This window comes from Streptosporangium sp. OZ121 (genome assembly GCF_051918885.1).
Classification (GTDB): domain Bacteria; phylum Actinomycetota; class Actinomycetes; order Streptosporangiales; family Streptosporangiaceae; genus Streptosporangium.
In genome coordinates this window covers 77,318-101,849 of record NZ_JBPXMC010000026.1, presented here as the reverse complement: position 1 = coordinate 101,849, position 24,532 = coordinate 77,318, and the positions used below count along the sequence as shown (strand labels likewise).

Below are 24,532 nucleotides of genomic sequence, written 5' to 3'. Positions count from 1 at the left end.
GGCTCACACCAGACATGACACGCCCGGTCAGCGCAGCACCGGATAGTTGGCGCGGATGAGACCGCGCGGGTCGCGGGAGCGCTTGACGTCGCGCAGCCGGGCCAGCACGTCACCGGGGAACGCGGCCGCGGCCCGCTCACCGGGGCTCAGCGAGGTGTAGGGCTTGCGCCCGCTGGTCCGCGGGACCAGCACGTCGGTGATCTCGTCCTGGCGGGCCCGTACGGCGTCGGCGGCCTCGGGCGAGGGTGTGAGGCCGAACATGGCCAGCAGGTACGGCTCGGCCAGGTGCCCGCAGGCGCCGCCGTCCTCGGCCGGGCGGGACAGGGCGCCGCCGAGGTGGCGGATCTGCACACTCAGCAGCGGCTCGATCGGCGCGGCCAGCAGCGTCGCCGCGACCGCGTCGTCCAGATCGGTCAGCAGCTCCCCCCGGTTCCGCCCGGCCCCGGGGGCGAGGGGCTCGGCGCAGATGGAGCCCAGGTCGGCCACCGGCAGCGGGCCCCGGCTGTCGGAGATCACTCCGTCGATCTTGTCCAGGCGGCGCAGCAGGTCCTGGGCCTCCCCCGTCTCGCCCAGGAACGTCACGTCCACGGCGACCGTGGGCGCCGCTCCGGGGAAGTGCAGCAGGTCGAACCAGACGCTCAGTTCCTCGGGGGCGTCGGCGGTGATCTCCCGGAACGCCCGCAGCACGCGCGGGGCTCTGTCGGCGGGCCACAGGACGCGCCCCCCGTACAGGCGCGGCGCCGGGTGCAGGTCGAACTCGACGGCGGTCACCAGGGCGAAGTCACCGCCTCCGCCGCGCAGCGCCCAGAACAGCTCGGCGTCGGACGCGGCGTCGACCGCGGCCCGCGCGCCGTCGGCGCCGACCACGTCGAAGGCGCGCACGCTGTCGGCGGCGAAGCCGTGGCGGCGGCCGAACCAGCTCAGGCCCCCGCCCAGGGTGTAGCCCACCACGCTGGGTCCCGGGGAACTGCCGGCCAGCCCGGTCAGGCCGTGCGGTCCGGCGGCGGCGAGCACCTCGTTCCACCTCACCCCCGCGCCGACCCGCGCGGTGCGCCGTTCCGGCCGTATCTCCACCCCGCCCAGCCGCCCGGTACGCAGCAGGATCACCCCTTCCACGTCGCCGCTCGCGCCGTGTCCCAGGGGCTGGGCGGTCACGCTCAGCCCGGCCAGGCGGGCCCAGGTGACCAGCGCGGCCACGTCGTCGGCGTCCTCCGCCTCGACCACCGCCAGCACCGGCTGGTCGACCGCCAGGTTCCACGCCCGCCCGGCCCGCTCGAACCCCTCGTCGCCCGCCGCCAGCACCGGCCCCCTGACCGCGCGCCGCAGGTCGTTCCCGATCGTCATGATCTCTCCCTTTCGACGCCCCCACTCTCGGACGACCGGGCTGGGATCGAGCTGAGGTCGAGCTGGGGTCCGGGCACGGCCCCCGCCGCGAGGGCCTCCCCATGACGACGATCCCGGAGGCGACGGCCAGGGGACCGGCGACCGTCAGCTTCGACAGCCCGCACGGCCCCAAGGGGATGATCACCGGCGAGGTCGACGGGCTGCCGGTCAAGCCGCGCGCCAACGCCGGCCTCGCCGCCACCCTCATCCGCGTCATCGAGGACGAGGAGCTGCGCCACCGGCCGGCCGGGGGCGCTCCGGCGACCGCCGCCACCTACGACGTGGAGTCCGTCGGCGCCAGATGGGACGCCCTCCCGGAGGAGCTGCCGGCCCGCCGCGACGGCACCTACGTCAAGCCGGCGCCCGCGGTGCCGGACTCCGGCGGGGACGAGATCGTCTCGCGCCAGGGCGACAGATCGAGGCCCGGATACCGAAGCGCCATGGCAGCGAGCGTGTCGGGTGTCCAGAAGGCGTGACCGGGCGGCGGGAACCCGAAGAGCTCGAGCTGGCGTCGCGAGGCCCGCTCGACGAACCGGTACCAGGCGGGCTCGTGGCTGCGATCGGCCCAGCCTTGACGCTGACCCCACTCGACACCGGCCGGCCGGTAGTTCAGGTGCATGCTGTAACGAGCGCCTCGCGCGGCGGTCAGCGCCGTGCCCCGGTGGAAGGTACCGAGCTGGAAGGCGACGACGGTCCCCGCCGGCCCTGCGGCCGACACCTCCGCCTCGTAGAGCTCCGGGCTGCCGCCGGTGCGGACGAACCCGTTCTCACTGCCGGCGGCGTCGTCACGCGGATACCAGTTGGGTCTGGCCGGCAGATCGGCGGTGCGGGTGCGGGAGACGAGATGCGGCGGCCCGAGCTCGTCGGGGACGTCTGCCAGGTAGACGAACATCTCCAGCTGCCGGCAGCCGGGGGCGTCGCTGGGCACCAGGATGGTGTGGTTGAGATAATCCCGGTGCATGACCTGGTCGTAGTCGGCGGCACCGGTGTATTTCGCCCAGGCCTCGGCAGAGTAGATCCGAATGTCCTGGTCTTCCAGCAAGGCTTCGGCCAGCCGCGACAGACGCGGGTGCACCGCCAGAAGGCTCAGCTCGACGCCGGCGAAGGGAAAGGCGTCGATCCCGGCGAACTCGTCGCCCAGAAAGCGCTCACGACGTGCGTCACCACCGCCGTGGAACCCTTCGGCGGAGGGAAAGAGCAGTCCCAGCTCTCCCGCGGCCGGCGCCAGCTCATCGGCGGGGATGAACCCCGGAAGGACGACGAACCCGTGAGTGCGCCAGGCGTGCGTCGCGTCGTTGAGATCCACTGACACACCATGCACCGCCGTCGCCGTCTCGCGCAGTCCGTTTTTTCCCGGAGCAGGCGCCCCGGTTTTCCCGGAGCAGGCGGGCGGCCGCCCCGGCCGAGTTCAACCGGACGGCGCTCGACCGGACGGCGCTCAGCCGGACGGCGTGGCCGAGGACCACACACCGAACCACTGCTCGGCGCCGTACTCCTCGAACCGCTCCACCTCGGTGAACCCCAGCTTCGCCGCGAGGCGCATCGATCGGTCGTTGGCGGTCTGGGTGCTGAGCACCACCGGCTCACCGGGAAGCGCGCCGGCGACCCAGTCGAGTGCCGCCGCGCACGCCTCGGCGGCGTACCCGTATCCCCACGCCTCCGGCAGGAACATGTAGCCGAGCTCGGCCTCACCGCCATCCGGACGGACGTGACCCGGACGCTCGGCGTCGCGCCGGTCGATCTCGACGATGCCGATCATCGCCCCGTCGAGATCGACCACGAAAAGGCCAGGGCGCCGCCTGGGCACGGCAGGCAACGCACGTTCGAGCTCATCCCGCGGCCGAGGGCCACCGATGTAGGCGCCCACCTCGGACGAGGTGAACAGCTCGATGAGCGCCGCACGGTCCCGGGCCTCGGGCTCACGGAGCACGAGCCGTTCAGTCCTTACAGGGGCAGGGGGCCAGGCGACGGGACCGAGTTCAGCCATGGCGTGCAACCTACCGCACGCCCGTGAGGGCGATCCGAATGAGAAGGCCTGGCCGAAGTGGGTGACCCGCGTCCTCAACGGAGATCAGGACACCTGACACCGAGGCGCGGGGACAGGGTACCGGCGTGTTGCCGAGCGCCTCGCCGTCTCCCCGCGCCCCCGGTAACGGGAGATCGGCGCCTCCCGCCTGCCGACCCTGGTCCAGTACGACCCGCGGGTGCGCTTCTTCGAGGAGCACGAGGGCACCCTGCTGTTCTCCGGCGACAACGGCATCCCGCTGATCCGCTACCACATCGCCGACGAGGGCGGCCTGATCCCCCACGACCGCATGCTCGCCTTCCTCGCCGAGCACGGCTTCCACCCCGGCGACGACGGGCCGGACCTGCCGTTCGCGTACGTCTTCGGCCGCGGCCACTTCACGGTCTCCTACTACGGGGCCAACGTGTATCCGGAGAACACCGCGATCGGCCTGGAGCAGCCCGAGGTCAACACCCTGGTGACCGGCAAGTTCGCGCTGGAGGTGACCGAGGACGCCGAGCGCGACCGGCATCTGACGGTGACCGTCGAGCCGGCGCCTGGCCTGCGCGGCGCCGACGAGACGGCCCAGGCGATCGGCCGCTCGATCCTCACCCAGCTGCGCCGCCTCAACAGCGAGTTCGCCGACTACGTGCCCCCGGCGAAGCAGCCCCCGGTCGTCCACCTCCGCGAGACGGGCGACCCCGACCACTTCCCGCCCGGCGCCAAGCACAGCTACACCAAGGCGTGATCACTCGCCGGGCCACCGCGTTCTTTCGTCAGTTGGGTCCCGTGGGTCCCGCCTGTCCGGTCCTTGACGTGCGGGCTCCTGTTTCGCTTGCGCACTTCGGAGACGACAGCGGAAATGACGGTGGGGGAACGTAGGCTTCCGGCTGCCATGACGAAAGAAAACGCATGCCGGCGAGCCTGACCTTCCGGCTGTTCGGCCCGCTGGAGGTCGCCGGCGAGGCCGGTGACCCGCTCGACCTCGGCACCAGGAAGCAGCGTGCCCTGGTGGCGATGCTGGCGCTGGAGCCGGGCAAGGTCGTCTCGCTGGACCGCCTGATCGACGAGCTGTGGGCGGGCGAGCCGCCCTCCGGCGCGACGAGGACCCTGCAGGCCTACATCGCGCACCTGCGCAGGGTGCTGGAGCCCGGCCGCAGGCCGCGCACGCCGCCGGGGGTGCTGCTCACCCGCGAGCCGGGTTACCTGCTGGCCGTCACTCCCGGCCAGGTCGACCTGGCGCGCTTCACGGCGGGCGCGCAGGAGGGTCGCAGGGCGCTGGCGCGCGGCGACCACGGGGAGGCGCTGCGGGTGCTGGAGGAGACGCTGGACCTGTGGCGGGGTGAGCCGCTGGGCGAGTTCGCCGGTCAGGGGTTCGCCCGGCCCGCCGTCGCGCGGCTGCGCGAGCTGCGGGCCACCGCCGTGGAGGACAGGTTCGAGGCGCGGCTGGCGCTGGGCGAGGGCGGCGCCTGCGTGCCGGACCTGGAAGCCCTGGCCGAGGCCCACCCCTACCGGGAGCGGCTCTGGGAGCTGCTGGTGCTGGCGCTGTACCGGGCCGGCCGGCAGGCCGACGCGCTCGCCGCGCTGCGCCGGGTCCGTGCCCTGCTCGCCGACGACCTCGGCATCGAGCCGGGGCCGCAGCTGCGGCGCCTGGAGCGGGCGGTGTTCGAGCAGGCCGCCGAACTGGAGACCCACGGCGTCGCTTCCGGCCCGCCTCCCGATGCGGGCCCGCTCCCGGTTCCCGCCGCGCCCGTCCCGCTCGCCCCGGCCTCTGTCCCGGCCGTGACGGGAGACGAGGCCGGGGCCGGGCACCTCGTGCCCGGTGAGACCCTGGTCGCCAGGGAGGCGCAGCTACGCCTGGTGGCCGAGCGGCTGGCCTCGGCGCGGCGCGGGGAAGGCGGGGTGCTGCTGGTGACCGGGGAGGCCGGGATCGGCAAGACCCGGCTCGCGCGGGCCGCGGCCGACGAGGCCGCCGGACGGGGTTTCCGGGTCGCCTGGGGGCGCTGCGTGGACGGCACGGCACCCGCGTTCCGTCCCTGGATCCAGGTGTTGCGCGAGTGCGGCGGGGCGAGCCAGTTCCACGGCGAGGCGGCGTCATCGGCCTCCGACCCCGATGCCGCGCTGTTCGAGCTGTACGAGCGGGTGGTGACGACCCTGACCTCCACCGGCGGCCCGCTGCTGGTGGTCCTGGAAGACCTGCACTGGGCCGACGCCTCCTCGCTGCGGCTGCTGGCCTTCGTCGCGGGCGAGCTGGCCCGCCACCCGGTGCTCGTGGTGGCGACGCTGCGGCCCGAGCCCGGCGACCATCCCGCGCAGCTGCGCGACACCCTCGGCGCGCTGTCGAGGGAGCCGGGGACCGTACGCGTGGAACCGGCCCCGTTCGGCGCGGGAGACGTGTCGTCGTACCTGCGCCTGCGGCGGATCCCCGAGGATCCCGGGCTGGTCGACGTGCTGCTGGAGCGGAGCGGCGGCAACCCCTTCTACCTGGGTGAGCTGCTGCGCCTGCGCGAGAGCGAGCGGTGCCTGGCGGCCGGGCTGCCCTCCGGGGCGCGCGACGTCATCGAACGCCGGGCGGCCAGGCTTCCCGAGGAGACGCGGGAGCTGCTGCGGGCGGCGGCGGTCACCGGACGCGAGGTGGAGGTCGACGTGCTCGAAGCCGTCACCGGCATCCCCGCCGAGCGGGTGATGTCCCTGCTGGAACCGGCGGTGGCGAGCGGGCTGCTGGCCGAACCGCCCGGCGGCCCCGACTACCGCTTCTCCCACGCCCTGGTGCGCGACGCGCTGCTGTCCGGGCTCGGCCGCCTGGCGCGGGCCCGGCTGCACCTGCGTACGGGCGAGTGCCTGGAGACCAGGCCGGGCACCGAGCCCGCCACGCTGGCCCACCACTTCGCCGCGGCCGCCAGGGTCGGCGGCGCGGCCAAGGCGGTGGAACACGCCTCCCGCGCGGCCGGGCGGGCCGCGGCCCAGCTCGCGTACACCGAGGCCGTCGAGCTGTGGGAGCTGGCCCTGAGCTCGCTGCCGGCCGACGGCGGCGACGGTGGCAGGGCCAGGTGCGCGCTGCTGACCGAGCTGGGGCAGGCCCGCCGCACGGTGGGGGACGCCGCGGCGGCCCGCCGGGACCTGGACGAGGCGATCGAGCTGGCCCTGCGGCTGGGCGACAGGGATGCCCTGATCTCCGCGATCACCGTCTCCGGCGGGCTCGCCCTGTGGTTGTGGCGCCCGTACGGAGTGGTCGACGCCGCGATGGTCGCCGTGCTGGAGGACCTGCTGGCCGGGCCGCTCGACGACCGCGACCGGGCCGCGCTGCTGGGCACCCTGGCCGTGGAGCTGCACTACGGGCCGCGCCGCGCCGAGGGCGAGCGGCACGCGGCGCGGGCGGTGGAGATCGCCCGTGGCCTTGGCGATCCCGCGCTGCTGGCTCGCACCCTGAACAACTACCTGCTCGCCTGCTGGGTGCCCGGCCGCAATCCGGAGCGGCTGCGGGCCGCGGAGGAGATGCTGGCCCTGCCCCGCCTGCCGCGCGCCACCGAGCTGGTGGCCCGGGCCTTCCGGATGGCCTGCCTGCTGCGCGCCGGCGACCTGACCGGCTGGGATCTCGACCTGGCCCGCTGCGAGCGGCTGATCGAGGAGGTGCGCCGGCCCGAGCTGGAGGCCATGGTCCGCATCGCCCAGACCGCCAGGTGCACCCTGGAGGGTCGCTGGGCGGACGCGGAGTCCCTCGTCACCCGCTTCGGGAAGATGCGGTACGGCTCCAGCCTCTGGGGGCAGGAGTTCCGGCTGCGGCTGACGACGTTCACCTGCGACCGGGGGCGCGGCCGGGTCGCGGAGACCCTCGACGGGCTGCTCGCCTCTGCGGAGGACCCGTCACTGGCGCCGCTGCGCCCGATCGCGGTGCTGGCCGCCCTCGACTCCGGCCGTCCGGATCTCGCCCGCGAGCTGGTCGCCCGCTGGGGCACCGAGATCGCGGACGACTGGATCGCCGACTTCCTCGTCCCCGTCTGGGGCCTGGTCGCCGCCCGGCTCGGCGTCCCCGACCCGGAGGAGCTGTACGACCGGCTCGCCCCGTACGCCGACCAGCTGATCGTCTCCGGGACGGGCAGCGCGGCGTGGGGCTCCACCCACCTGGTCCTCGCCGAGCTGGCGGCGCGGCTGGGCCGCGCCGGCCTGGCTCGGGAGCACGCCCGCGAGGCGGCCGAGACGCACCGGCGGCTCGGCCTCGCCTACCTGGAGGAGCGGAGCCTGCGGCTGCTGGCCCGCCTGAGCTGATCCGGCCTATTCCAGCCTGTCGTCTCCCGGCCGTTCAAGCCCGCTCCCTCAGCCGCTCCGGCCTGTTCCCTCAGCGGCTCCGGCCTGTGCCGGGCCGTCCGGGCCCGCCGGAGCGGCCGGCGGGTCACCAGCGCTGGTGGACCTGCGGGCGGATCAGCTCGTCGTAGATCTCCCGCACGCCCGCGAGGGTGGCCTCGGGCAGCGGGTCCACGGCGGCGGCGGCCGCGTTGGCGCGCGCCTGCCCGGGGTTGCGGGCACCGGGGATGACCACGGAGACGCCGGGCTGGTCGATGATCCAGCGCAGCGCGAACTGCGCCATGGTGGCCTGCGGCGGCACCAGCGGGGCCAGGCGGCGGACCGCCTCCAGACCGGTGGCGAAGTCGACCCCGGAGAAGGTCTCGCCGACGTCGAAGGACTCGCCGTGCCGGTTGTAGGTGCGGTGGTCGTCGGCACCGAAGACGGTGGACTCGTCGTACTTGCCGGACAGCAGGCCGCTGGCCAGCGGGACGCGGGCGATGATGCCGACCCCGGCCTCGGCCGCCGCCGGGAGCACCCTCTCCAGCGGCTTGAGCCGGAAGGCGTTGAGGATGATCTGCACGGTGGCCACGCCCGGCCGGGCGATCGCGGTCAGCGCCTCGTCGCAGGTCTCCACACTCACCCCGTAGGCGGCCACACGGCCCTCCTGAACGAGGGTGTCGAGGTCGTCGAAGACCCTGTCGGTCGCGTAGACCGGGGTGGGCGGGCAGTGCAGCTGCACCAGGTCGAGGGTGTCGACGCCGAGATTGGCGCGGGAGCGGTCGGTCCACGCCCGGAAGTTGTCCAGGGTGTAGGCCGACGGCTCCTGCGCGACGCGGCGGCCCATCTTGGTGGCCACGGTGAGCCCCGGCCTGGCCTTGATCAGCTGCGAGACGATCTGCTCGCTGCGCCCGTCGCCGTACACGTCGGCGGTGTCGACGAAGGTGACCCCGGCGTCCACGGCGGCGTCGAGGGTGGCCAGGGCCTCGTCCTCGCCGACCTCACCCCAGTCGGCCCCCAGTTGCCACGCGCCGAGCCCGACGACACCGATCCGCCTGCCTGTTCTTCCCAATTCGCGCTGTTCCACATCAGCGATCGTAGTCCGCACGACGCGGTGGGAATCACCGGCACCCGGGCGCGGCAGGCAGGCGGGACGCGCGGCACGGGCCCCGGACCTACCCCGGCACGCTCGGCATCACGTGGGCGTCGGGACCGGGGAAGACGAGGCTTTCGTGCTCGTCGCCCTCCCAGCGGACCACGTAGGGCGGGCTCCCGTCCTCGTGGCGTAGCTCGATGATGGATCCGATCTTGCGGGGAGCGCCGTCGTGGGCACTCTCCACGATCAACTTGTCGCCTACGGTCGCCTTCACTGTGGCCTCCTGGATCAGCTGGATCAGCAGGGTGCCGGCTCTCCGGCCGTCCTCCCCTTCCATCGCATCACTCCGTGGCGCATTCGTCCAGGTCAGGAGCATGGCAAGGTCGACTGAACGGCCCCGTGGGCTTCAGACTTTACTTATATAAGCCGATCCTGAGACAGTGAGGTCATGCACGCGCTCGACGTTCTCGGCGATCCGGTCCGGCGCCGGATCCTGGAGCTGCTCGCCGACGGCGAGCTGGCGGCCGGTGAGATCAGCGCCGTGGTGCAGGAGGAGTTCGGGATCTCACAGCCCGGCGTCTCCCAGCACCTGCGCGTGCTGCGCGACAACGGGTTCGCGACGGTACGCGCCCAGGGGACCCGGCGGCTGTACGCCGTCGACCCCGCCCCGCTGCGGGAGGTGGACCGGTGGCTCGACCGCTACCGGCACTTCTGGAACCAGCACCTCGACGCCCTGGGCACCGAGATCGCGCGGGGAAGGCGGGAACGTCGCCTCAGGGAGGCGGAGAACCCACCGGCCCCGGGCGTGGCCGGGCACGGCCCCTGACCCCCGCCCAACTCCCCCTCAGTCCCCTCGACTCCCCCTCGGCCTCCTCCTGCCCCGTCCAGCTCCCCCTCGCCCCCGTGCCCCCGCCGGCTCCCCACCGCGAGTACCCTCCCCCGGAAGCGGGATCCGGATCTCCCCGCTCAGGAGGGGTCCGCCCACAGCCTGCGTACCGTGGCGAAGACCCGCTGGTTGTGGGAGATCTCGACGACGTTGCCGTCGGGGTCCTTCAGGGCGCAGACGTAGCCGACCGGGCCGGGCATGTCGCGGGGCTCCCAGTGCAGGCGGCCCAGCTCGCGCGCTCGCTCGGCGATCTCCTCGACGTCGGCGCGCTCGGGCACCTCGATGCCGAGGTGCGCGAACGGCGTCAGCAGCCCCAGCCGCCCGCCCCTGTCCTTGTCGAACGAGACGAGCACCAGGACCATCGGGGTCTCGGCCTGCCCCTCGTTGGAGAGCCAGGCGCTCTCCCCGTCGGCGTCCTGGAAGCGCTCGACGACCACCAGCGGCGTCAGCGACGTGTAGAACGCGATCGCCTCGTCGAGATCGCCCGTGGGCAGGGCGACATGCGTCCACCGCGCCCGGGTCAGATCACTCATGAGGATCCCCCACTTCCTTGGGGCCGATCCGGGCGGTGTGCGCCGATCCGGCCGGCCGCCGGTGTCCGGGACCCTCAAGTGGAGCCCCGTTCGAAGGGCCGTCCCAGCGCTCCCGGCTCGCGGCGCCGGTTCGTGAAGAGCAGCATCGCGAGCAGCGCGACCAGGTACGGCGCCGCTATCAGCAGTTGTGAGTTCAGCGTCAGGCCCAGCGCGGGCAGCGCCAGGCGCAGGGCGTCGGCCAGGCCGAAGAGCGCGCAGCCGAGCAGGGTGCGTCCCAGTCGCCAGCCGCCGAAAATCACCGCCGCGATGACGATGTACCCACGACCGGCCGTCATGTTCTGGTTGAACGAGCCGACCTCGCCGACCGCGAGGTACGCACCCCCCAGCCCGGCCAGCGCGCCGCACCACAGCAGTGCCTGGCGGCGGCGCGCGTTGACCCGGATGCCGGTGGCGTCGGCGGCCCTCGGATGCTCTCCGACCGCCCGCAGCTCCAGGCCCCACCTGCTGCGCTCGACCAGCCACCAGGTCAGCGGGACGATGACGATCAGCAGGTAGACCGGCCAGCGCTCGACGAACAGCGGGGCGCCGATCAGCGGGATGTCGCGCAGCCAGGGGACGCTGACCTGCGACACCTGGTGGGAGTCGAAGTCACTGATCGTGATCAGGTAGCCGGTCAGCCCGAGGACGAGGGCGTTGAGCACCAGGCCGGCCACGAAGGTGTTGATCTCCAGGCGGTGGGAGAGGTTGCCGTGGACGAGACCGACCAGGAGCCCGACCAGCACGCCCGCGACCAGCCCGGCGGTGGCGCTGCCGGTGGCACTGGCCGTGGCGACCGAGCCGAACGCGGCGCCCAGCATCATCGCCTCGACGGAGATGTTCATGGCACCGGCCCGCTCGGCGAGATACTCCCCGCACGCCGCGAAGGCCAGGGGCACGGTGAGCCGTACCCCGCTGGACAGGATGGTGGAGACGTCGTCCGCGGTGATCATCGGGTGGCCCCCTCCGCGACGGGCGCGGAGCGGTGCCCGGCGCGCGCGGCGCGGACGCCGCTCCCCCGGTGCCGGAGCACGGCGATGACGGCGGGCGGGGCGACGAAGGCCAGCACCAGCAGGGCCTTGACCACGTCCACGACGAACGGGGGCACCCCGGTCGCGGCGAGGAAGCCGCCGCCGGAGCGCAGCACGCCGAACAGCAGGGCGACGGGTATCGCCGGCAACGGCCGGTTGCGGGCGATCAGGGCGACCAGCAGGCCGTCCCAGCCGATGCTCATCGCCATGCCGGGCTGCAGCCGGTGGACGCCCACCGGGCTGGTCAGCAGCACGGCTCCGGCCAGCCCGGCGAAGGCGCCGGAGACGGCCAGCGCCGCGCCGCCCAGCGCGCCGGCGCGTACCCCGGCGTGCCTGGCGGCGAGCGGGTTGAGGCCGAGCATGGTCAGCCGGAACCCCCACCGGGTGCGGGCGATCACCGTCGCGACGATCGCGGCCCCGGCCACCGCGATCAGCAGGCCCCCGTTGACCTGCAGGTCCGGGTACTCCCCGATCGAGCCGAGCAGGGCGCTGTCCGGCAGCGGGTTGGACTGCGGCGCGACGACGGCGTCGCCGACCCTCGACTCCCGCAGCAGCCACGGCGTGTTCACCGCGAACGCGACGAGCTGCTGGGCGACGAAGGTCATCAGCAGCGTGCTGACCACGACGTCGACGCCGCGCAGCCGGTACATCAGCGAGCTGAGAGCGGCCCACGCGCCACCGGCCAGCGCGGCGGCCGCCAGCACGGCCACCAGCAGCGCCGGGCCGGTGACCGCCAGGCGCAGGCCCACCCAGGCGGCGAGGAGGGCGCCGACGAGCAGCTGACCCTCCTGGCCGATGTTGAACACGCCGGACCTGGCGCTGACGCACGCGCCCGCGGCGACGAGCAGCAGCGGTGCCGCGTACAGCAGGGTGGAGGTCCAGGCCGCCGGGTCGGCCACGCTGCCCTGGAAGAGGGCCCGCACCGACGCGAGGGGGGAGCCGCCGGTCACGGCGATCAGCAGCGACGACAGGGCGAGCGCCCCGGCCACGCCCGCGACGGTCACCAGGCCGGTCTGCCGGCCCGGCGCGCCGGGACCGGGGACGAGGAGGGCGAGCAGGCGGCGGCCGGACGGATCCGGGCCGGGGTGCCGGCCGGGGTTTCGGCCGGGGTTTCTGGGGATTCCGTTCACGCGGCCACCCCGCCCACCAGCATTCCGAGCCGCTCGGCGGTGGCCTCCCCCGCGGGCAGGACGCCGGTGATCCTTCCCGAGGAGATCACCGCGATCCTGGAGGCCAGCGTCATGACCTCCTCCAGCTCGGTGGAGATCAGCAGCACGGCCGCCCCTCCCGCCGCGACGTCGCGCAGCCGCCGGTACACGTCCTCGGTGGCGCCCACGTCCAGCCCGTGCGAGGGCCGTGCCGCGACCAGGACGGCCGGGCGGGCCGAGAGCTCGCGGGCGAGCACGACCCGCTGCCGGTTGCCTCCCGACAGGTCGCGCACCGGGGTGTCCGTCGACGGGGTGACGATGCCGAACTCGGCCACCAGGCGGCGGGCCACGGAGCGCGCCTTTCCCCGGTCGAGGAAGACCCGGCCGCTCACGGCGTCCAGTGACTTCATGACCAGGTTCTCGGCGACGCTCATGTCCAGCACCAGCCCGGAGCCGTGCCGGTCCTCCGGCACGACACCGAGCCCGGCGGCGTGCAGCGCCCCCGGGCGGTGCGGATCGACCGGCCGCCCGGAGATCTCGACCGACCCGGAGTCCGGTACGACGAGCCCGGACAGCAGGTCGCCCAGGGCCGACTGGCCGTTGCCCTCGACCCCGTACAGGCCGACGATCTCACCGGGGGCGACGTCCAGGCTGAGATCGGACAGGACGGGCACGCCGTCGAGGGTGAGGGTCAGGTCGCGCAGCCGCAGCGCGGGCGTGGGCACCGGGATCCCCGCCCTCCTCGCGCCCGCCTCACCGGTTCCGTGCTCCCCGGTCGCCGTCTCGTTCGCCGTGGTCTTCCCGGTCGCGGACCCGCGCGTCCCGAGGGGGCCGGCCGGCAGCAGGCCGAGGGCGGCGGCCTCGGTGCCCAGGGAGACCTCCCTGCCGACCATCCGCCGGGCCAGCTCCCGCGGGTCCGTCTCCGCGGTGGCGCTCCGGAAGACGACCTTCCCCCTGCGCAGCACGGTCACCCGGTCGGTGGCCGTGGTGATCTCGTCCAGTTTGTGGCTGATCAGGATGACCGCGCGGTTCTCCGAGCGGACCGCGCGGCGCAGCACGCCGAACAGCTCCGCCGACTCCGCCCGGGTCAGCACGGACGTCGGCTCGTCGAGGATGAGCACCGCCGGGTCCCGGCGCAGGCACTTGATCAGCTCGACCCGCTGCCGCTCGCCCGCGGAGAGCCGCGCCACCCTGGCCATCGGATCGACCGGCAGGCCGTAGCGCCGGGAGATCTCCCGTACCTGGTCGCGGGCCACGGCCTTGTCGATCTTCCCGGTGTCGCCCAGGATGACGTTCTCCCAGACCGTCAGCGGGTCGACCAGGCTGAAGTGCTGGTGCACCATGCCGATGCCGAGCGCCGCGGCCTGCCTCGGCCCGCCGATCTCGACGGGCTCGTCATGGCGCAGGACGGTTCCGGCGTCCCGCTGGACGAGTCCCGTCAGGATCTTCATGAGCGTCGACTTGCCTGCCCCGTTCTCGCCGAGCAGGCCGTGGATCTCGCCCTGGTGGACGGTGAGGTCCACGGCGTCGCAGGCGACGACCGGACCGTAGCTCTTGCTGACTCCCCGCAGCCGGAGGGCGGGCACCGGCGGCGGGGTGATGTCCCTCGCCCTTTCGTCGTCCGTCACGTCAGGAACCGAGCCTCTTCACTTCCGCCTTGGGGTCGATCCTCCCGCTGCCGACGTCGGCGATGAACGTCTTCAGCCTCTCCTCCTGCTCGGGGGTGGGCTCGCAGATCCTCACGGTGGGGAACGGGTCGACGCCGAGCTTCCAGACCTTCTCCACGCCCATCCGCAGCTTCGCCTCGGCGAAGTCCTCCAGCGCGGCCCCGAAGTAGTCTCCGGGACTGAAGAGCACCGAGATGTCGAACGTGGGCGCGGTGGAGGCGCACCGGTCGGTGCCCGGGGTGAGGGTGAGCACGCCGTTGGCGTCGGCCAGCTCCGCCGACGCGTCGGTGGCCCCGCCCAGGTAGGGGTAGACGACCTTGACGCCCTGGCTGATCTGGGCCTGGGTGGCCTCCTTGGCCTTGGCCGAGTCGTTGAGGTCGCCGCTGTAGGTGACCGTCAGCGTGGCCTCGGGGACCACCAGCCGGATGCCCGCCCGAAAGGCCCTGGCCGCCGCGGTGGTGAAGTCGACCTCGGGGCCGGTCACGAACCCGGCCTTGGTCATGCCCTTCTCCTTCATCAGCAGGCCCGCCGCGTACCCGGCGGCAAGCAGGCTCTGGTCCGCCTCGTCGGTGGAGAGCATGATCCTCGGGGTCTGCGGGACGTTGTCGGAGGAGGGGACGTACCAGGCGGTGCCGGCGCACGCCGGCTCCTCGGAGGCGGGGATCGCGTCCCTGAGGTCCGCGGCGCCCAGGGCCACCATGTCGACCTTCTGCCGGCACAGCGCCCGCGCGGCGTTGAGCGCCTCGCTGGGGTTGACGCCGCCGCGCTTGATGATCGTCCAGCCCTTCGAGGTGGCGAACCGCTCCGCCGTGTCGACGAAGCTCTGGTAGTAGCCCTTGTCGTTGATGTCGCCGGGGCTCAACACCCCGATGACGACCTTGCCGTCGCCGTTGACGTCCGGCTGGCCCGCGAGCACGGTGCCGCCGTCCGTCTTCGCTCCGGTGCCGGCCGGGGCGGGGGTCGCGGCCCGGGGTGCCGTGGCGTCGCCGCTCGCGCACCCGGCCAGCGCCACCGAGGCGAGAAAGGCGGTCAGCGCGGCCGTGACCCGGCCCGTTCGATGGAATGCGGCCATGACGATCCTCTCGATCTGATGCGCGCGCCGCCCACGGGGCGCGGGTGGGGAACGAACCCTGGTCGCGGGAATGGGGGTACGGGCTTGCTGCGGGCAGGTCGGGACGCTGCCATGTGGACGCTGCCATTTAACAGCCGTCGCCGTCCGTCGTGTCCACCGCCCGCCGGAGGCCGGAGAATCCCCCGGTCGCGGGCCCGGCCGGAAAGCCTCCCGCCCCGGCCCGTCACCGGCCCGCGCGGCCCGCGCGGGTCCGGCGTACGATGCGGGCATGCCGAACCTCGGGCCCACTGAGCTGCTGATCGTCGCCGCCCTTTTCGCGGTGGTCCTGGCGATCGTCGTCGGTGCCGTCATGGCGGCCAGGAGTGGCGGCCGGGCGCTCTCCGGCGGCCGGACGCCCCTCGCGCCGCTCACGCCGCCGACGGCCCAGGGGCTGTACGAGACCGTCACCGGGCTGACGCGCCAGGGCCGCAAGATTCAGGCGATCAAGGAGCTGCGCCAGTACACCGGGCTCGGCCTGAAGGAGTCCAAGGCGATCGTCGACGCCGTGGCCGCGGGGCACGACATGTGGAGCCATCCCCTCATGGGCGGTTTCCGCCCCGCCCGTCCCATGGTCCCGCCGGGCGCCGGTGCTGCGGGTGCTGCGGGTGCCGCCGCTGTCACCGGCCCCGACCTGGCCACTCGCGTGCGCGAGCTCAAGGCCGCCGGCCGCGCCGAGCAGGCGATCTACCTGGTGCGCGGCGAGACCGGCATGGGCGAGCACGAGGCCGAGCTGTTCGTCGACGCCCTCTGAGCCCTCCCGAGTGCCCTCCCGGGCTCCCTGTCCCCTCCAGCCGCCCCCCTCCCAGGCTCCCCGCACCCCTGCGCTCTGGCCCTCCCGCGCTCTCCTCGGGACCGTGGAGCGCTCAGTCCGGTCCGGCCGGCCGGTCCTCGACGCCGGCGAACATGGTCCGGTGCAACGCCTCGACGTGGCGGCGGGTGATCTCCACCGCCCTCAGCGGGTCGCCCGCGGCCAGGGCGGCGACGAGCTCGGCGTGCCCGCGGTTGGACTCGCGCAGGTGGTCCAGGGGGAAGGGCAGGTAGTAGCGGCAGAGCTCCCGGGCGACCGCGCCGTACTGCTCCACCGCGGACGGCAGGCCGGTGGCCGCGGCCACCTCCATGTGGAAGCGCTCGTCGCAGGGGCGGAACTCGGCCCAGCCGGAGGCGCGGTCCATGCACGCCACCAGCCGTTCCAGCTCCTCCAGCCGACGCGGGCCCGGGCGCGTCGCGGCCAGGTGCGCGATGCCGCACTCCAGGAGCAGCCGCTGGTCGATCAGTCGGTCGACGTCGGCGGCGGCCGACCGGTAGGCCTCGATCTCGCGTACCCCGCCGGGCAAAGGCCGCTCGGCCACCAGGGTGCCGCCGCCGCGCCCGCGCCGCCGCTCCAGGACGCCCTGGTCACAGAGTGAGACGAGCGCCCTCCTCACGGTGATCTCCCCGACGCCGAGGGCGCGGGCGCTCTCGTCGGCGGGCGGCAGCCGCTCCCCGGGTCTCAGCAGGCCCAGCTCGACGGCCATCGCGATGCGGGCCCGGACGCCGCGCTGTTCGACCTGGCGCCGTTCGACAACCGGGCCACCACGGTCCCCGGCGTCGCGGCGGGGGCCGCCATCGCCGCCTACGCCCTCCTCGGCTTCGACGCCGTCACCACCCTCGCGGAGGAGACCGTCGAGCCGGAGAGGACGATCCCCCGGGCGATCCTGCTCACCGCGCTCGTCGGTGGCGTGATCTTCATCGTGGTCGCGTACTTCACGCAGCTCGTGCATCCCGGCGGCTTCTTCGAGGACTCCTCCTCGGCGGCCTTCGAGATCGCCGGGCTGATCGGCGGCAGCCTGTTCGGCGCGGTCTTCCTGACCGGTCTGGTCGTCGCCCAGTTCGCCTCCGGCCTCGCCGCGCAGGCCGGCACCTCGCGGCTGCTGTACGCGATGGGGCGCGACGGGGTGCTGCCCCGCAAGGTGTTCGGCCACCTCCACCCCACACGCCGCACGCCCGTGTTCGGCCTGGTGATCACCGGTGCCGCGGGCCTGATCGCGCTGCGGCTGGACATGGCCACCTCCACGTCGTTCATCAACTTCGGCGCCTTCATCACCTTCGCCTTCGTCAACTTCAGCGTCATCGCCCACTACGTCGGGGAACGCCGCGCGGGCCGGGCGCCGGGGGTGGTGCCGTACGTCCTGGTCCCGGCGATCGGGGCGGGGGTCAACCTGTGGTTGCTCAGCCGCCTCGACGCGCACGCCCGCACTCTGGGCCTGATCCGGCTCGGCCTGGGCGTGATCTATCTCGCCTGCCTCACCCGCGTGTTCCGGCGGCCGCCGCCCGACCTGGAGTTCGCCGAGGAGGCGCCCGTCGTCGCGGGCACCGCCAACGACCCGCGCCTGTTCTGACAGTCCTCCGGTCCCGCGCCTGCTCCGGCGGCCCCGCGGCGCGGCCCCCGCCCCGGGTCAGCCTGTCGTGCCGAGCATGCCGTTCGGGTCGAGCACGAACTTGGACGCGGCGCCCTGGTCGAAGTCCGCGTACCCCTGGGGCGCCCGCTCCAGGGGGATCGTCACGGCGTTGACCGCCTTGGCGATCTGCACCCTGTCGTTCAGGATCGCCTGCATCAGGTAGCGGTTGTAGCGCATCACGGGGCACTGGCCCGTGAAGAAGGCCAGCGACTTGGCCCAGCCGAGGCCGAGCCGGATGGACAGCGCCCCGCGCTGCGCCGCCTCGTCGTGGGCGCCCGGGTCGCCGGTCACGTACAGGCCGGGGATGCCGAGCGCGCCGCCCGCGCGGGTGATCTCCATGAGCGAGTTGAGCACGGTGGCGGGCTGCTCCCTGGCGGAGTCGCCGCCGTGGCCGCGGGCCTCGAAGCCCACGGCGTCGACGCCGCAGTCGACCTCGGGCTCGCCGAGGATCTGCTCGATCTGGTCCCTCGGCTCGCCCCGCGACACGTCGACGGTCTCGCAGCCGAAGCTGCGGGCCTGCTCCAGGCGCTCCTTGTTCAGGTCGCCGACGATGACCACGGCCGCCCCGAGGAGGAACGCCGAGACGCCCGCGGCGAGCCCGACCGGTCCCGCGCCGGCGATGTAGACGGTCGATCCGGGCTTCACCCCGGCGGTGACGCAGCCGTGGAAGCCGGTCGGGAAGATGTCGGTGAGCATGGCCAGGTCGAGGATCTTCTCCATCGCCTGGTCCCTGTCGGGGAACTTCAGCAGGTTCCAGTCGGCGTAGGGCACCAGGACGTACTGCGCCTGCCCGCCGGGCCAGCCGCCCATGTCGACGTAGCCGTACGCCCCGCCAGGCCGCTCGGGGTTGACGTTCTCGCAGATCCCGGTCTTGCCCTCCTTGCAGTTGCGGCAGCGGCCGCAGGCGATGTTGAAGGGTACCGAGACGAGGTCGCCCACCTTCGTGAACTCCACGTCCGGGCCGGTCTCGACGACCTCACCGGTGATCTCGTGGCCGAGGACGAGCCCGAGGGGCGCGGTGGTGCGGCCACGGACCATGTGCTGGTCACTGCCGCAGATGTTCGTCGCGACGGTCTTGACGATCGCACCGTGCGCCACCTTGCGGCCCACGTTGGCCGGGGGCACCCCCGGCCCCTCCTTGAGCTCGAACCCGGGATAGTCGGTCTCCTGGACCTCCACCTTGCCCGGCCCCTGGTACGTGACGACCTTGTTGCTCGGCATGACGTCCTCCTGTCTCCTCGTGGTGCCCTTCCGCGCGACGCCGGCGGAACGGGCGGTCATCGTTCGCGAGGGGATGTGAGGGGGCGCGAGGGGAACTGTGACCACCGAGCCCGAACAAAAGTGATTTCTCACCTTTTTAACCATATACCTGCTGGTCATGGCGGCATCGGGGAGCCACGCCTCTCCGATGCCGCCGGCGAACCGGATGATCAGCGTGGCACCGGGGACCGCCGCCCGGCACGGGCCGGGCAGTAGCGGTGGACCTCGTCGGCCCGCTCGGTGAGCCCCCTGCGGTCGAGGTGTTCCAGAAGCGGCACCGCGACCCTGCGGCTGGTGCCGAGGGCCTGCCTGGCCTGGCTGACCGTGAACGGCTGCGGCAGCCGGGCGAGCAGCCGTCCCGCCAGGACGTCCGTACCGGGCAGCAGCACGATCCCCTCGGCCACCCGCAGCAGCGCCCCCGCCCGTACGGCCGCCGCCAGCTCGCGGGGCCCCAGCCCCAGCTCGGCCAGCCGGCCCGCCTCCGGCGCCAGGAAGGGGCGCGCGGACAGCTCGGCGCCGAGCCGCTCGACGGCCCGGACGACCGGCGCGGGCAGCGCCGCGCGGCCGGCGGGGCCGCTCACGATCCGCCCGGCGCCGAGGGCGAGCGGTGGGCGGACGAGCGCCTCGACCAGCCGCCGCTCGGGCAGGGCGAGCTCGTGACGGGCCGCCTCCACCGGCATGCCCGGCTCCAGCGGATGCGCCGAGGCGTGGCGCCGCACCACCTCGGCAAGACGCTCCGCCAGCCTCGACCAGTGCGCCGGATCGGCGTGCCAGTCGCCGCACACCGGCCTTCCCCGGGCACACCCCATGGCCGCCAGGTCGCCGGTGCGCAGCAGGAGGTGGGTCCGCAGCAGGGAGGCGGCGTCCGGCGGGGCCTCCGCCAGCTCGGCCGCCCGCTCCCGTGCCGCGCCCCGGCGGCGCAGCCCCGGCGGGCGCGGGTCGAGCACGCTCGCCCGCGCGAGGACCCGCACCTCGCCCCGGCCGCGCCCGGGATCGCGCAGCAGCAGCACGTCGCCCGCGTGCAGGGGAAGCCGTCCGGCCAGGCGCAGCCGGGCGATCCGCCCGCCGAGCGGCCGTACGGCGCACACCACCGCCGCGGAGCCGATGTGCGCGGTCAGCCGCCCCGGCAGGTCACCGGCGTCCCAGCCCCCGGCGGGCGGTGGAAGGCCCCGCTCCCGGGATCCCCCCGGCCGCCACGGGTCCCCGCCCCCGAAGCCGCCCGCCCCGGGACCGCCAGGCCCCCGCGGACCCCCGCCCACGGACCCGGCCGGGCTCAGGCGCACGTCGACCAGGTCGGTGTACGTCCACCCGCCCGGGGTGACCAGGGCCAGGCCACGCCCGGCGGCGCGCCGGCCGCGCAGGTTGAGCGCGACCCTGGCCACGCCGGTCACCGAGGTCACCGGCTCCTTCAGACACTCCAGCGCCCGTACCCGCGCGGGCACGCCGTCGAGGTCCAGCTCGTCCCCGGCGCCGACCGTGCCCGCGGGCAGGGTCCCGGTCACCACCGTCCCGCTGCCGCGTACGGTGAACGCCCGGTCGATCCACAGCCGCACCGGCGCCCCGGGATCGGGTACGGGCAGCGCGGCCACCAATCGGTCCAGTGCCCGCCGCAGCTCGCCGAGGCCCTGCCCGGTGCGCCCGCTCACCGCCAGCGCCTCGGCCCCGCCCAGACCGGCCGCCGCCAGGCGGGCCCGGGCCCGCTCGACGGCCGGGGCGGGGTCGGCGAGATCGGCGCGGGTCACCACCAGCAGGCCGTGCCGCACCCCCAGGGCCTCCAGCGCCACCAGGTGCTCCTGCGACTGCGGCATCCACCCCCCGTCGGCCGCCACCACGAACATGACGGCGGACACGGGGCCGACCCCGGCCAGCATGGTGCCCAGGAAGCGCTCGTGACCGGGCACGTCGACGAAGGCCAGCCGCTCCCCCGACGGCAGCCGCGTCCAGGCGTAGCCCAGCTCGATCGTCAGCCCCCGGCGCCGCTCCTCGGCCAGCCGGTCGGGCTCCATCCCGGTGAGCGCCCGCACCAGGGTGGACTTGCCGTGATCGACATGGCCCGCCGTGGCCACGACGTGCATCAGCCGCACGCCCACGCCGCACGCGCCGACCGGCCGGTCAGCAGCCGGCCGGTGGCCCTGTCGATCCAGAGCGCGGCGTCGACGCTCCGCGTGAGACCGGGCACCATCCCGGCCCGGCGGTCACCCACGCCGGTCACCCACCCCGAGAACGGCCCGCAGCACGTCGCCGTCCCGCTCGGCGGGCACGGCGCGCAGGTCCAGCAGGAGACGGCCGCCCTCCACCCGGCCGACGACCGCGGGCTCCCCGGTCCGCAGCGGCACCGCGAACCGCTCGGGCAGGCTGATCGCGGCGCTCGGCAGCGTCACGCCCGGCGCCCCGCCGCCGCCCACCGCCGCCTCGCTCGGCACGGCCCTCACGTCGACCCCGGCCCCGGCCAGCCGGCCCGCGAGCGCGGCGGCGCGCTCGCCGAGCAGCGCGGCATCGGCGTGCAGGGCCTGGTGGACGGGGGTGGCGGGGCCGCGCAGGGTGGCCTCCAGCGCGGCCAGCGCCAGCTTGTCCACCCGGAGCGCGCGGGCCAGCGGGTGTCTCCTGCACCGCTCGACCAGGTCGCGGCGGCCCAGCAGCAGCCCGGCCTGCGGGCCGCCGAGCAGCTTGTCGCCGCTGGCGGTGACCAGGTCCGCCCCGGCCTCCAGTGCGCTCGCCGCGTCGGGCTCGCCGGGCAGCAGCGGCTCGCGCGCGAGCAGGCCGGAGCCGATGTCGGCCACGACGGGCACGCCGAGCCCGGCCAGCTCGGCGGCCCCGACCGAACCGGTGAAGCCCTCGATCCGGAAGTTGGACGAGTGCACCTTGAGGACGAACCCCGTCTGCGGCCCCACGGCCGCCCGGTAGTCGGCGTAGGAGGTGCGGTTGGTGGTGCCCACCTCGCGCAGCCTGGCGCCGGTGGAGACGAGCAGGTCGGGGATCCGGAACCCGTCGCCGATCTCCACCAGCTCGCCGCGGCTGATCACGATCTCCCGCCCGGCGGCGAGCGCGGTGGCCACGAGCACGAGCGCGGCGGCGTTGTTGTTGACCACGTGCACGTCTCCCGCGGCGGGCACGGCCCGGGCGAGCGCGTCCATCGCGCCCCGTCCCCGGCGGGCACGGGCTCCGGTGGCCAGGTCGAACTCCACGTCGGTGTGACCCGACGCGGCGGCCGTGGCCCGCACCGCCGCGTCCGACAGGGCCGCGCGGCCCAGGTTGGTGTGGACCAGCACCCCGGTCATGTTGATCACCGGCCGCAGGCTCGCCGGGTACGCCGGGAGCTCCGCCACGGCCGCGTCCGCGACCTGGCCGGGATCGAGCCCGCCCTGGCGCGCGCGCCGCTGTGCCCGTACCACGGCGTCCTTGACGACCGCCCGCCCGAGCCGCCCGGCCGCCGCGACCAGCCGCGGGTCGGCGAGGACGGCGTCGGTGCGCGGCACGAGCCTGCGTGGATCCACCCTTCGAACATAAGCGGAGGCGGACGGGAATCGAACCCGCCAGGCCGAGGACCTCGGCCTCAACGATTTTGAAGACCGCGGGGGCCACCAGGCGCCCGTACACCTCCGGGGGAGAACATACCCGCGAGCGGGTACGTGCACCGGGACGGCGTGCCGGACGGCGGCGCGCCGATCCACCAGGGAGGACACGGCATGGCGGAGACCATCGCGGAGCGGGACGCGGTGCGGCTGACCCGGTACGCGCACGGGGGCGGCTGCGCCTGCAAGATCCCGCCCGGCGAGCTGGAGGCCGTCGTCGCGGGGCTGCTGGAGGAGGCGGACGGGCCTCCCCCGCGCTTCGACGGCGAGCTGATCGTCGGGCTGGACGACGGCGACGACGCCGCCGTGGTCCGCGTCGAGGGCGGCCGGGCGATCGTGGCCACCGCCGACTTCTTCACTCCCGTGGTGGACGACGCCTACGACTGGGGGCGGATCGCGGCGGCCAACGCCCTGTCGGACGTGTACGCGGTGGGCGGCGAGCCGCTGGTGGCGGTCAACCTGCTCGGCTGGCCCCGGGACGTATTGCCGATGGAGCTGGCCGGACAGGTGCTGCGCGGCGGCCTGGAGGTGGCGCGGGCGGCGGGCTGCCACGTGGCGGGCGGCCACAGCGTCGACGACCCCGAGCCGAAGTACGGGATGGCCGTCACCGGCCTCGCCGATCCCGAACGGCTGCTGCGCATCGACGGCGGCCGGGCGGGCCTGCCGATCTCCCTGACCAAGCCCCTCGGCGTCGGCGTGCTCAACACCCGGCACAAGGCGACCGGCGAGGTCTTCCCGCAGGCGGTGGCCGCGATGACCACGCTGAACCGCGACGCCTCCCGGGCGGCACTGGCCGCGGGCGCGGGGTGCGCCACGGACGTGACCGGGTTCGGCCTGCTCGGCCACCTCTACAAGCTGGCCAGGGCGAGCGGCGTCACGGCGGTGGTCGACGTGGCGGCCGTGCCGTACCTGGCCGGGGCCCGCGAGGCCGTGCGGGACGGCTACGTCAGCGGCGGCACCCGCCGCAACCTGGCGTGGGTGGCGCCGCACCTGGACCCGGGCCGCCTCGGCGAGGAGGACCTGCTGCTGCTCGCCGACGCCCAGACCTCCGGCGGCCTGCTCGTGGCGGGCGAGATCCCCGGCGCACCGGTCGTCGGCGAGCTCGTTCCCCGCGAGGGCCGGGCCCTGCGGCTGCGCTGACCGGCCCGGACCCGGATCGGCCCCGAGCCGGACCCGGGCGGGCCCGGTCCAGGCCGGAGCGGGCCCGGTCCAGGCAGAAGTGGGCCGGGGCAGGCCGGACCGGGCCCGGGGCAGGCCGGACCGGGCCCGGGGCCGACCGGAGCGGGCCCGGGGCCGACCGGAGCGGGCCGGGGCAGGCCGGAGCGGGTGGCGCTCGGCCGCTACGCGACGAACCGATGGCTCGGCTCTCCGCGCAACCGCCCCTGCGGCAGCTTCCGGCCGCACAGGACCAGGATGAGATCCTGCGCGGCCCCGTACATCGGCGTCCCTCCCCCGATGGACCAGTCGACGTCATCGGCGCGCAGCTCGATTCCCCGGATGTCGACCCCGAAGAACTTCAGGCTCTTCTCCGCCTCGAAGCCCCCCAGCACGATGCGCAGCCGATCCTCGGGGACGTGCCGGTCCAGGCCCAGGGGCAGGGTGAAGTCCAGGCCGTGGATCACCTCGTGGGTCAGCGCGCCCTCGAACCCGCCGCCCGGCGGCTTCCACGCGAAGTCCGCGTTGTCCCTCATCAGCGCGGTGAGCTCGCCGGACGACAGGGCGGCCGCGTCGCGCCGGGCGCACCGGTCGGCCATCCTGGCGAAGTTGCCCCGTGACCTGAGCATCTCGATCACGAAGCGCGGGGCCGAGTAGTGGAACGGCATCGTCATGTGGGCCACGACCTCCCGTACCCGCCACCCGGCGCACAGGGTCGGCTCGTCCCACCTGCGCGCCGGCAGGCCGGCGAGCACGTCCGCCAGGTCGCGGCGTTCGGCGGCGATGGCCTTCCTGACCTCGCTCTCCGTGGTCCCCGTCATCGCCGCTCCCCCGGTCGTGTGCCCCCGGCCGCGTCGCGCGAGATCGCCGCATCCATTGGTATGTCCATCGGTGTCCTCTTCTCCAGATTCCCGGGAATTCCAGGAAGGT

General features: G+C 74.5%; 22 protein-coding genes and 1 tRNA gene. 6 read left to right on the top strand and 17 right to left on the bottom strand.

Features of this window, described 5'->3' with window-relative positions; all coding sequences use genetic code 11:
* Positions 1-27: 27 nt before the first annotated feature.
* From ACTOQ1_RS33420 to ACTOQ1_RS33410, 3 genes are all read right to left on the bottom strand, one after another.
* Positions 28-1,344, bottom strand: coding sequence for an FAD-binding oxidoreductase (locus ACTOQ1_RS33420; RefSeq protein ID WP_440071959.1), 1,317 nt, complete (start codon positions 1,342-1,344; stop codon positions 28-30).
* 385 nt (positions 1,345-1,729) lie between these two features.
* Positions 1,730-2,689, bottom strand: a complete 960-nt coding sequence (locus tag ACTOQ1_RS33415; RefSeq protein ID WP_440071958.1) for a phytanoyl-CoA dioxygenase family protein — start codon at positions 2,687-2,689, stop codon at positions 1,730-1,732.
* Positions 2,690-2,821: 132 nt separating this feature from the next.
* Complete coding sequence (locus tag ACTOQ1_RS33410) at positions 2,822-3,313, bottom strand: GNAT family N-acetyltransferase (protein ID WP_440071957.1); 492 nt, start codon at positions 3,311-3,313, stop codon at positions 2,822-2,824.
* Between the two features lie 274 nt (positions 3,314-3,587).
* On the opposite strand from ACTOQ1_RS33410, the gene ACTOQ1_RS33405 reads away from it, so the two are divergent.
* The gene (locus ACTOQ1_RS33405; protein WP_440071956.1) at positions 3,588-4,136 is read left to right on the top strand and encodes a hypothetical protein; all 549 of its coding nucleotides are present in this window, start codon (positions 3,588-3,590) and stop codon (positions 4,134-4,136) included.
* Positions 4,137-4,300: 164 nt separating this feature from the next.
* Positions 4,301-7,654: a BTAD domain-containing putative transcriptional regulator gene (locus tag ACTOQ1_RS33400; protein ID WP_440071955.1), complete on the top strand. Its 3,354-nt coding sequence runs from the start codon at positions 4,301-4,303 to the stop codon at positions 7,652-7,654.
* A gap of 124 nt (positions 7,655-7,778) precedes the next feature.
* On the opposite strand, the gene ACTOQ1_RS33395 is transcribed toward ACTOQ1_RS33400, so the two are convergent.
* Together ACTOQ1_RS33395 and ACTOQ1_RS33390 are read right to left on the bottom strand one after the other, a co-directional pair.
* Positions 7,779-8,756 (bottom strand): aldo/keto reductase, encoded by a 978-nt coding sequence (locus tag ACTOQ1_RS33395; RefSeq protein ID WP_440071954.1) that lies wholly within the window; start codon positions 8,754-8,756, stop codon positions 7,779-7,781.
* 88 nt (positions 8,757-8,844) lie between these two features.
* Positions 8,845-9,102, bottom strand: a complete 258-nt coding sequence (locus ACTOQ1_RS33390; RefSeq protein WP_440071953.1) for a DUF1918 domain-containing protein — start codon at positions 9,100-9,102, stop codon at positions 8,845-8,847.
* 111 nt (positions 9,103-9,213) lie between these two features.
* On the opposite strand from ACTOQ1_RS33390, the gene ACTOQ1_RS33385 reads away from it, so the two are divergent.
* Entirely contained in the window at positions 9,214-9,591 is a 378-nt protein-coding gene (locus ACTOQ1_RS33385; RefSeq protein WP_440071952.1) for an ArsR/SmtB family transcription factor, read from the top strand.
* A gap of 140 nt (positions 9,592-9,731) precedes the next feature.
* Here the strand turns inward: ACTOQ1_RS33385 and ACTOQ1_RS33380 are convergent, their stop codons facing one another.
* The 5 genes from ACTOQ1_RS33380 to ACTOQ1_RS33360 form a co-directional block, all read right to left on the bottom strand.
* Positions 9,732-10,184, bottom strand: a complete 453-nt coding sequence (locus ACTOQ1_RS33380; protein ID WP_440071951.1) for a VOC family protein — start codon at positions 10,182-10,184, stop codon at positions 9,732-9,734.
* Between the two features lie 74 nt (positions 10,185-10,258).
* Positions 10,259-11,173 carry an ABC transporter permease gene (locus ACTOQ1_RS33375; RefSeq protein ID WP_440071950.1) on the bottom strand — a complete coding sequence of 305 codons (915 nt, stop codon included), beginning with the start codon at positions 11,171-11,173 and terminating at the stop codon, positions 10,259-10,261.
* Positions 11,170-12,381, bottom strand: coding sequence for an ABC transporter permease (locus tag ACTOQ1_RS33370; protein WP_440071949.1), 1,212 nt, complete (start codon positions 12,379-12,381; stop codon positions 11,170-11,172). The genes ACTOQ1_RS33375 and ACTOQ1_RS33370 overlap by 4 nt, the downstream gene beginning before the upstream one ends.
* A complete protein-coding gene (locus ACTOQ1_RS33365) occupies positions 12,378-14,027 on the bottom strand; it encodes an ABC transporter ATP-binding protein (RefSeq protein ID WP_440071948.1) in 1,650 nt (549 codons plus the stop codon). Before ACTOQ1_RS33365 ends, ACTOQ1_RS33370 begins: the two co-directional genes overlap by 4 nt.
* Position 14,028: 1 nt before the next feature.
* Entirely contained in the window at positions 14,029-15,138 is a 1,110-nt protein-coding gene (locus ACTOQ1_RS33360; RefSeq protein ID WP_440071947.1) for a BMP family ABC transporter substrate-binding protein, read from the bottom strand.
* 268 nt (positions 15,139-15,406) lie between these two features.
* On the opposite strand from ACTOQ1_RS33360, the gene ACTOQ1_RS33355 reads away from it, so the two are divergent.
* Complete coding sequence (locus ACTOQ1_RS33355; protein ID WP_440071946.1) at positions 15,407-15,928, top strand: ribosomal protein L7/L12; 522 nt, start codon at positions 15,407-15,409, stop codon at positions 15,926-15,928.
* Between the two features lie 112 nt (positions 15,929-16,040).
* On the opposite strand, the gene ACTOQ1_RS33350 is transcribed toward ACTOQ1_RS33355, so the two are convergent.
* Entirely contained in the window at positions 16,041-16,691 is a 651-nt protein-coding gene (locus tag ACTOQ1_RS33350) for a FadR/GntR family transcriptional regulator (protein ID WP_440071994.1), read from the bottom strand.
* Positions 16,692-16,715: 24 nt separating this feature from the next.
* On the opposite strand from ACTOQ1_RS33350, the gene ACTOQ1_RS33345 reads away from it, so the two are divergent.
* Entirely contained in the window at positions 16,716-17,555 is an 840-nt protein-coding gene (locus ACTOQ1_RS33345) for an APC family permease (RefSeq protein ID WP_440071993.1), read from the top strand.
* Between the two features lie 57 nt (positions 17,556-17,612).
* Here the strand turns inward: ACTOQ1_RS33345 and fdhA are convergent, their stop codons facing one another.
* The 5 genes from fdhA to ACTOQ1_RS33320 form a co-directional block, all read right to left on the bottom strand.
* Positions 17,613-18,836, bottom strand: a complete 1,224-nt coding sequence (gene fdhA / locus ACTOQ1_RS33340) for a formaldehyde dehydrogenase, glutathione-independent (protein ID WP_440071945.1) — start codon at positions 18,834-18,836, stop codon at positions 17,613-17,615.
* Between the two features lie 209 nt (positions 18,837-19,045).
* Positions 19,046-20,950 carry a SelB domain-containing protein gene (locus ACTOQ1_RS33335; protein WP_440071992.1) on the bottom strand — a complete coding sequence of 635 codons (1,905 nt, stop codon included), beginning with the start codon at positions 20,948-20,950 and terminating at the stop codon, positions 19,046-19,048.
* Entirely contained in the window at positions 20,950-21,078 is a 129-nt protein-coding gene (locus tag ACTOQ1_RS33330) for a hypothetical protein (protein WP_440071944.1), read from the bottom strand. The genes ACTOQ1_RS33335 and ACTOQ1_RS33330 overlap by 1 nt, the downstream gene beginning before the upstream one ends.
* Positions 21,071-22,369 carry an L-seryl-tRNA(Sec) selenium transferase gene (gene selA, locus ACTOQ1_RS33325; RefSeq protein WP_440071943.1) on the bottom strand — a complete coding sequence of 433 codons (1,299 nt, stop codon included), beginning with the start codon at positions 22,367-22,369 and terminating at the stop codon, positions 21,071-21,073. The genes ACTOQ1_RS33330 and selA overlap by 8 nt, the downstream gene beginning before the upstream one ends.
* Positions 22,370-22,382: 13 nt before the next feature.
* Positions 22,383-22,476, bottom strand: a tRNA-Sec gene (locus ACTOQ1_RS33320).
* A 97-nt stretch (positions 22,477-22,573) separates the two neighbouring features.
* Between ACTOQ1_RS33320 and selD the strand changes: the two genes are divergently transcribed.
* A complete protein-coding gene (gene selD, locus ACTOQ1_RS33315; RefSeq protein ID WP_440071991.1) occupies positions 22,574-23,587 on the top strand; it encodes a selenide, water dikinase SelD in 1,014 nt (337 codons plus the stop codon).
* A gap of 200 nt (positions 23,588-23,787) precedes the next feature.
* On the opposite strand, the gene ACTOQ1_RS33310 is transcribed toward selD, so the two are convergent.
* Positions 23,788-24,423 (bottom strand): maleylpyruvate isomerase family mycothiol-dependent enzyme, encoded by a 636-nt coding sequence (locus tag ACTOQ1_RS33310; protein WP_440071942.1) that lies wholly within the window; start codon positions 24,421-24,423, stop codon positions 23,788-23,790.
* Positions 24,424-24,532: the final 109 nt, after the last annotated feature.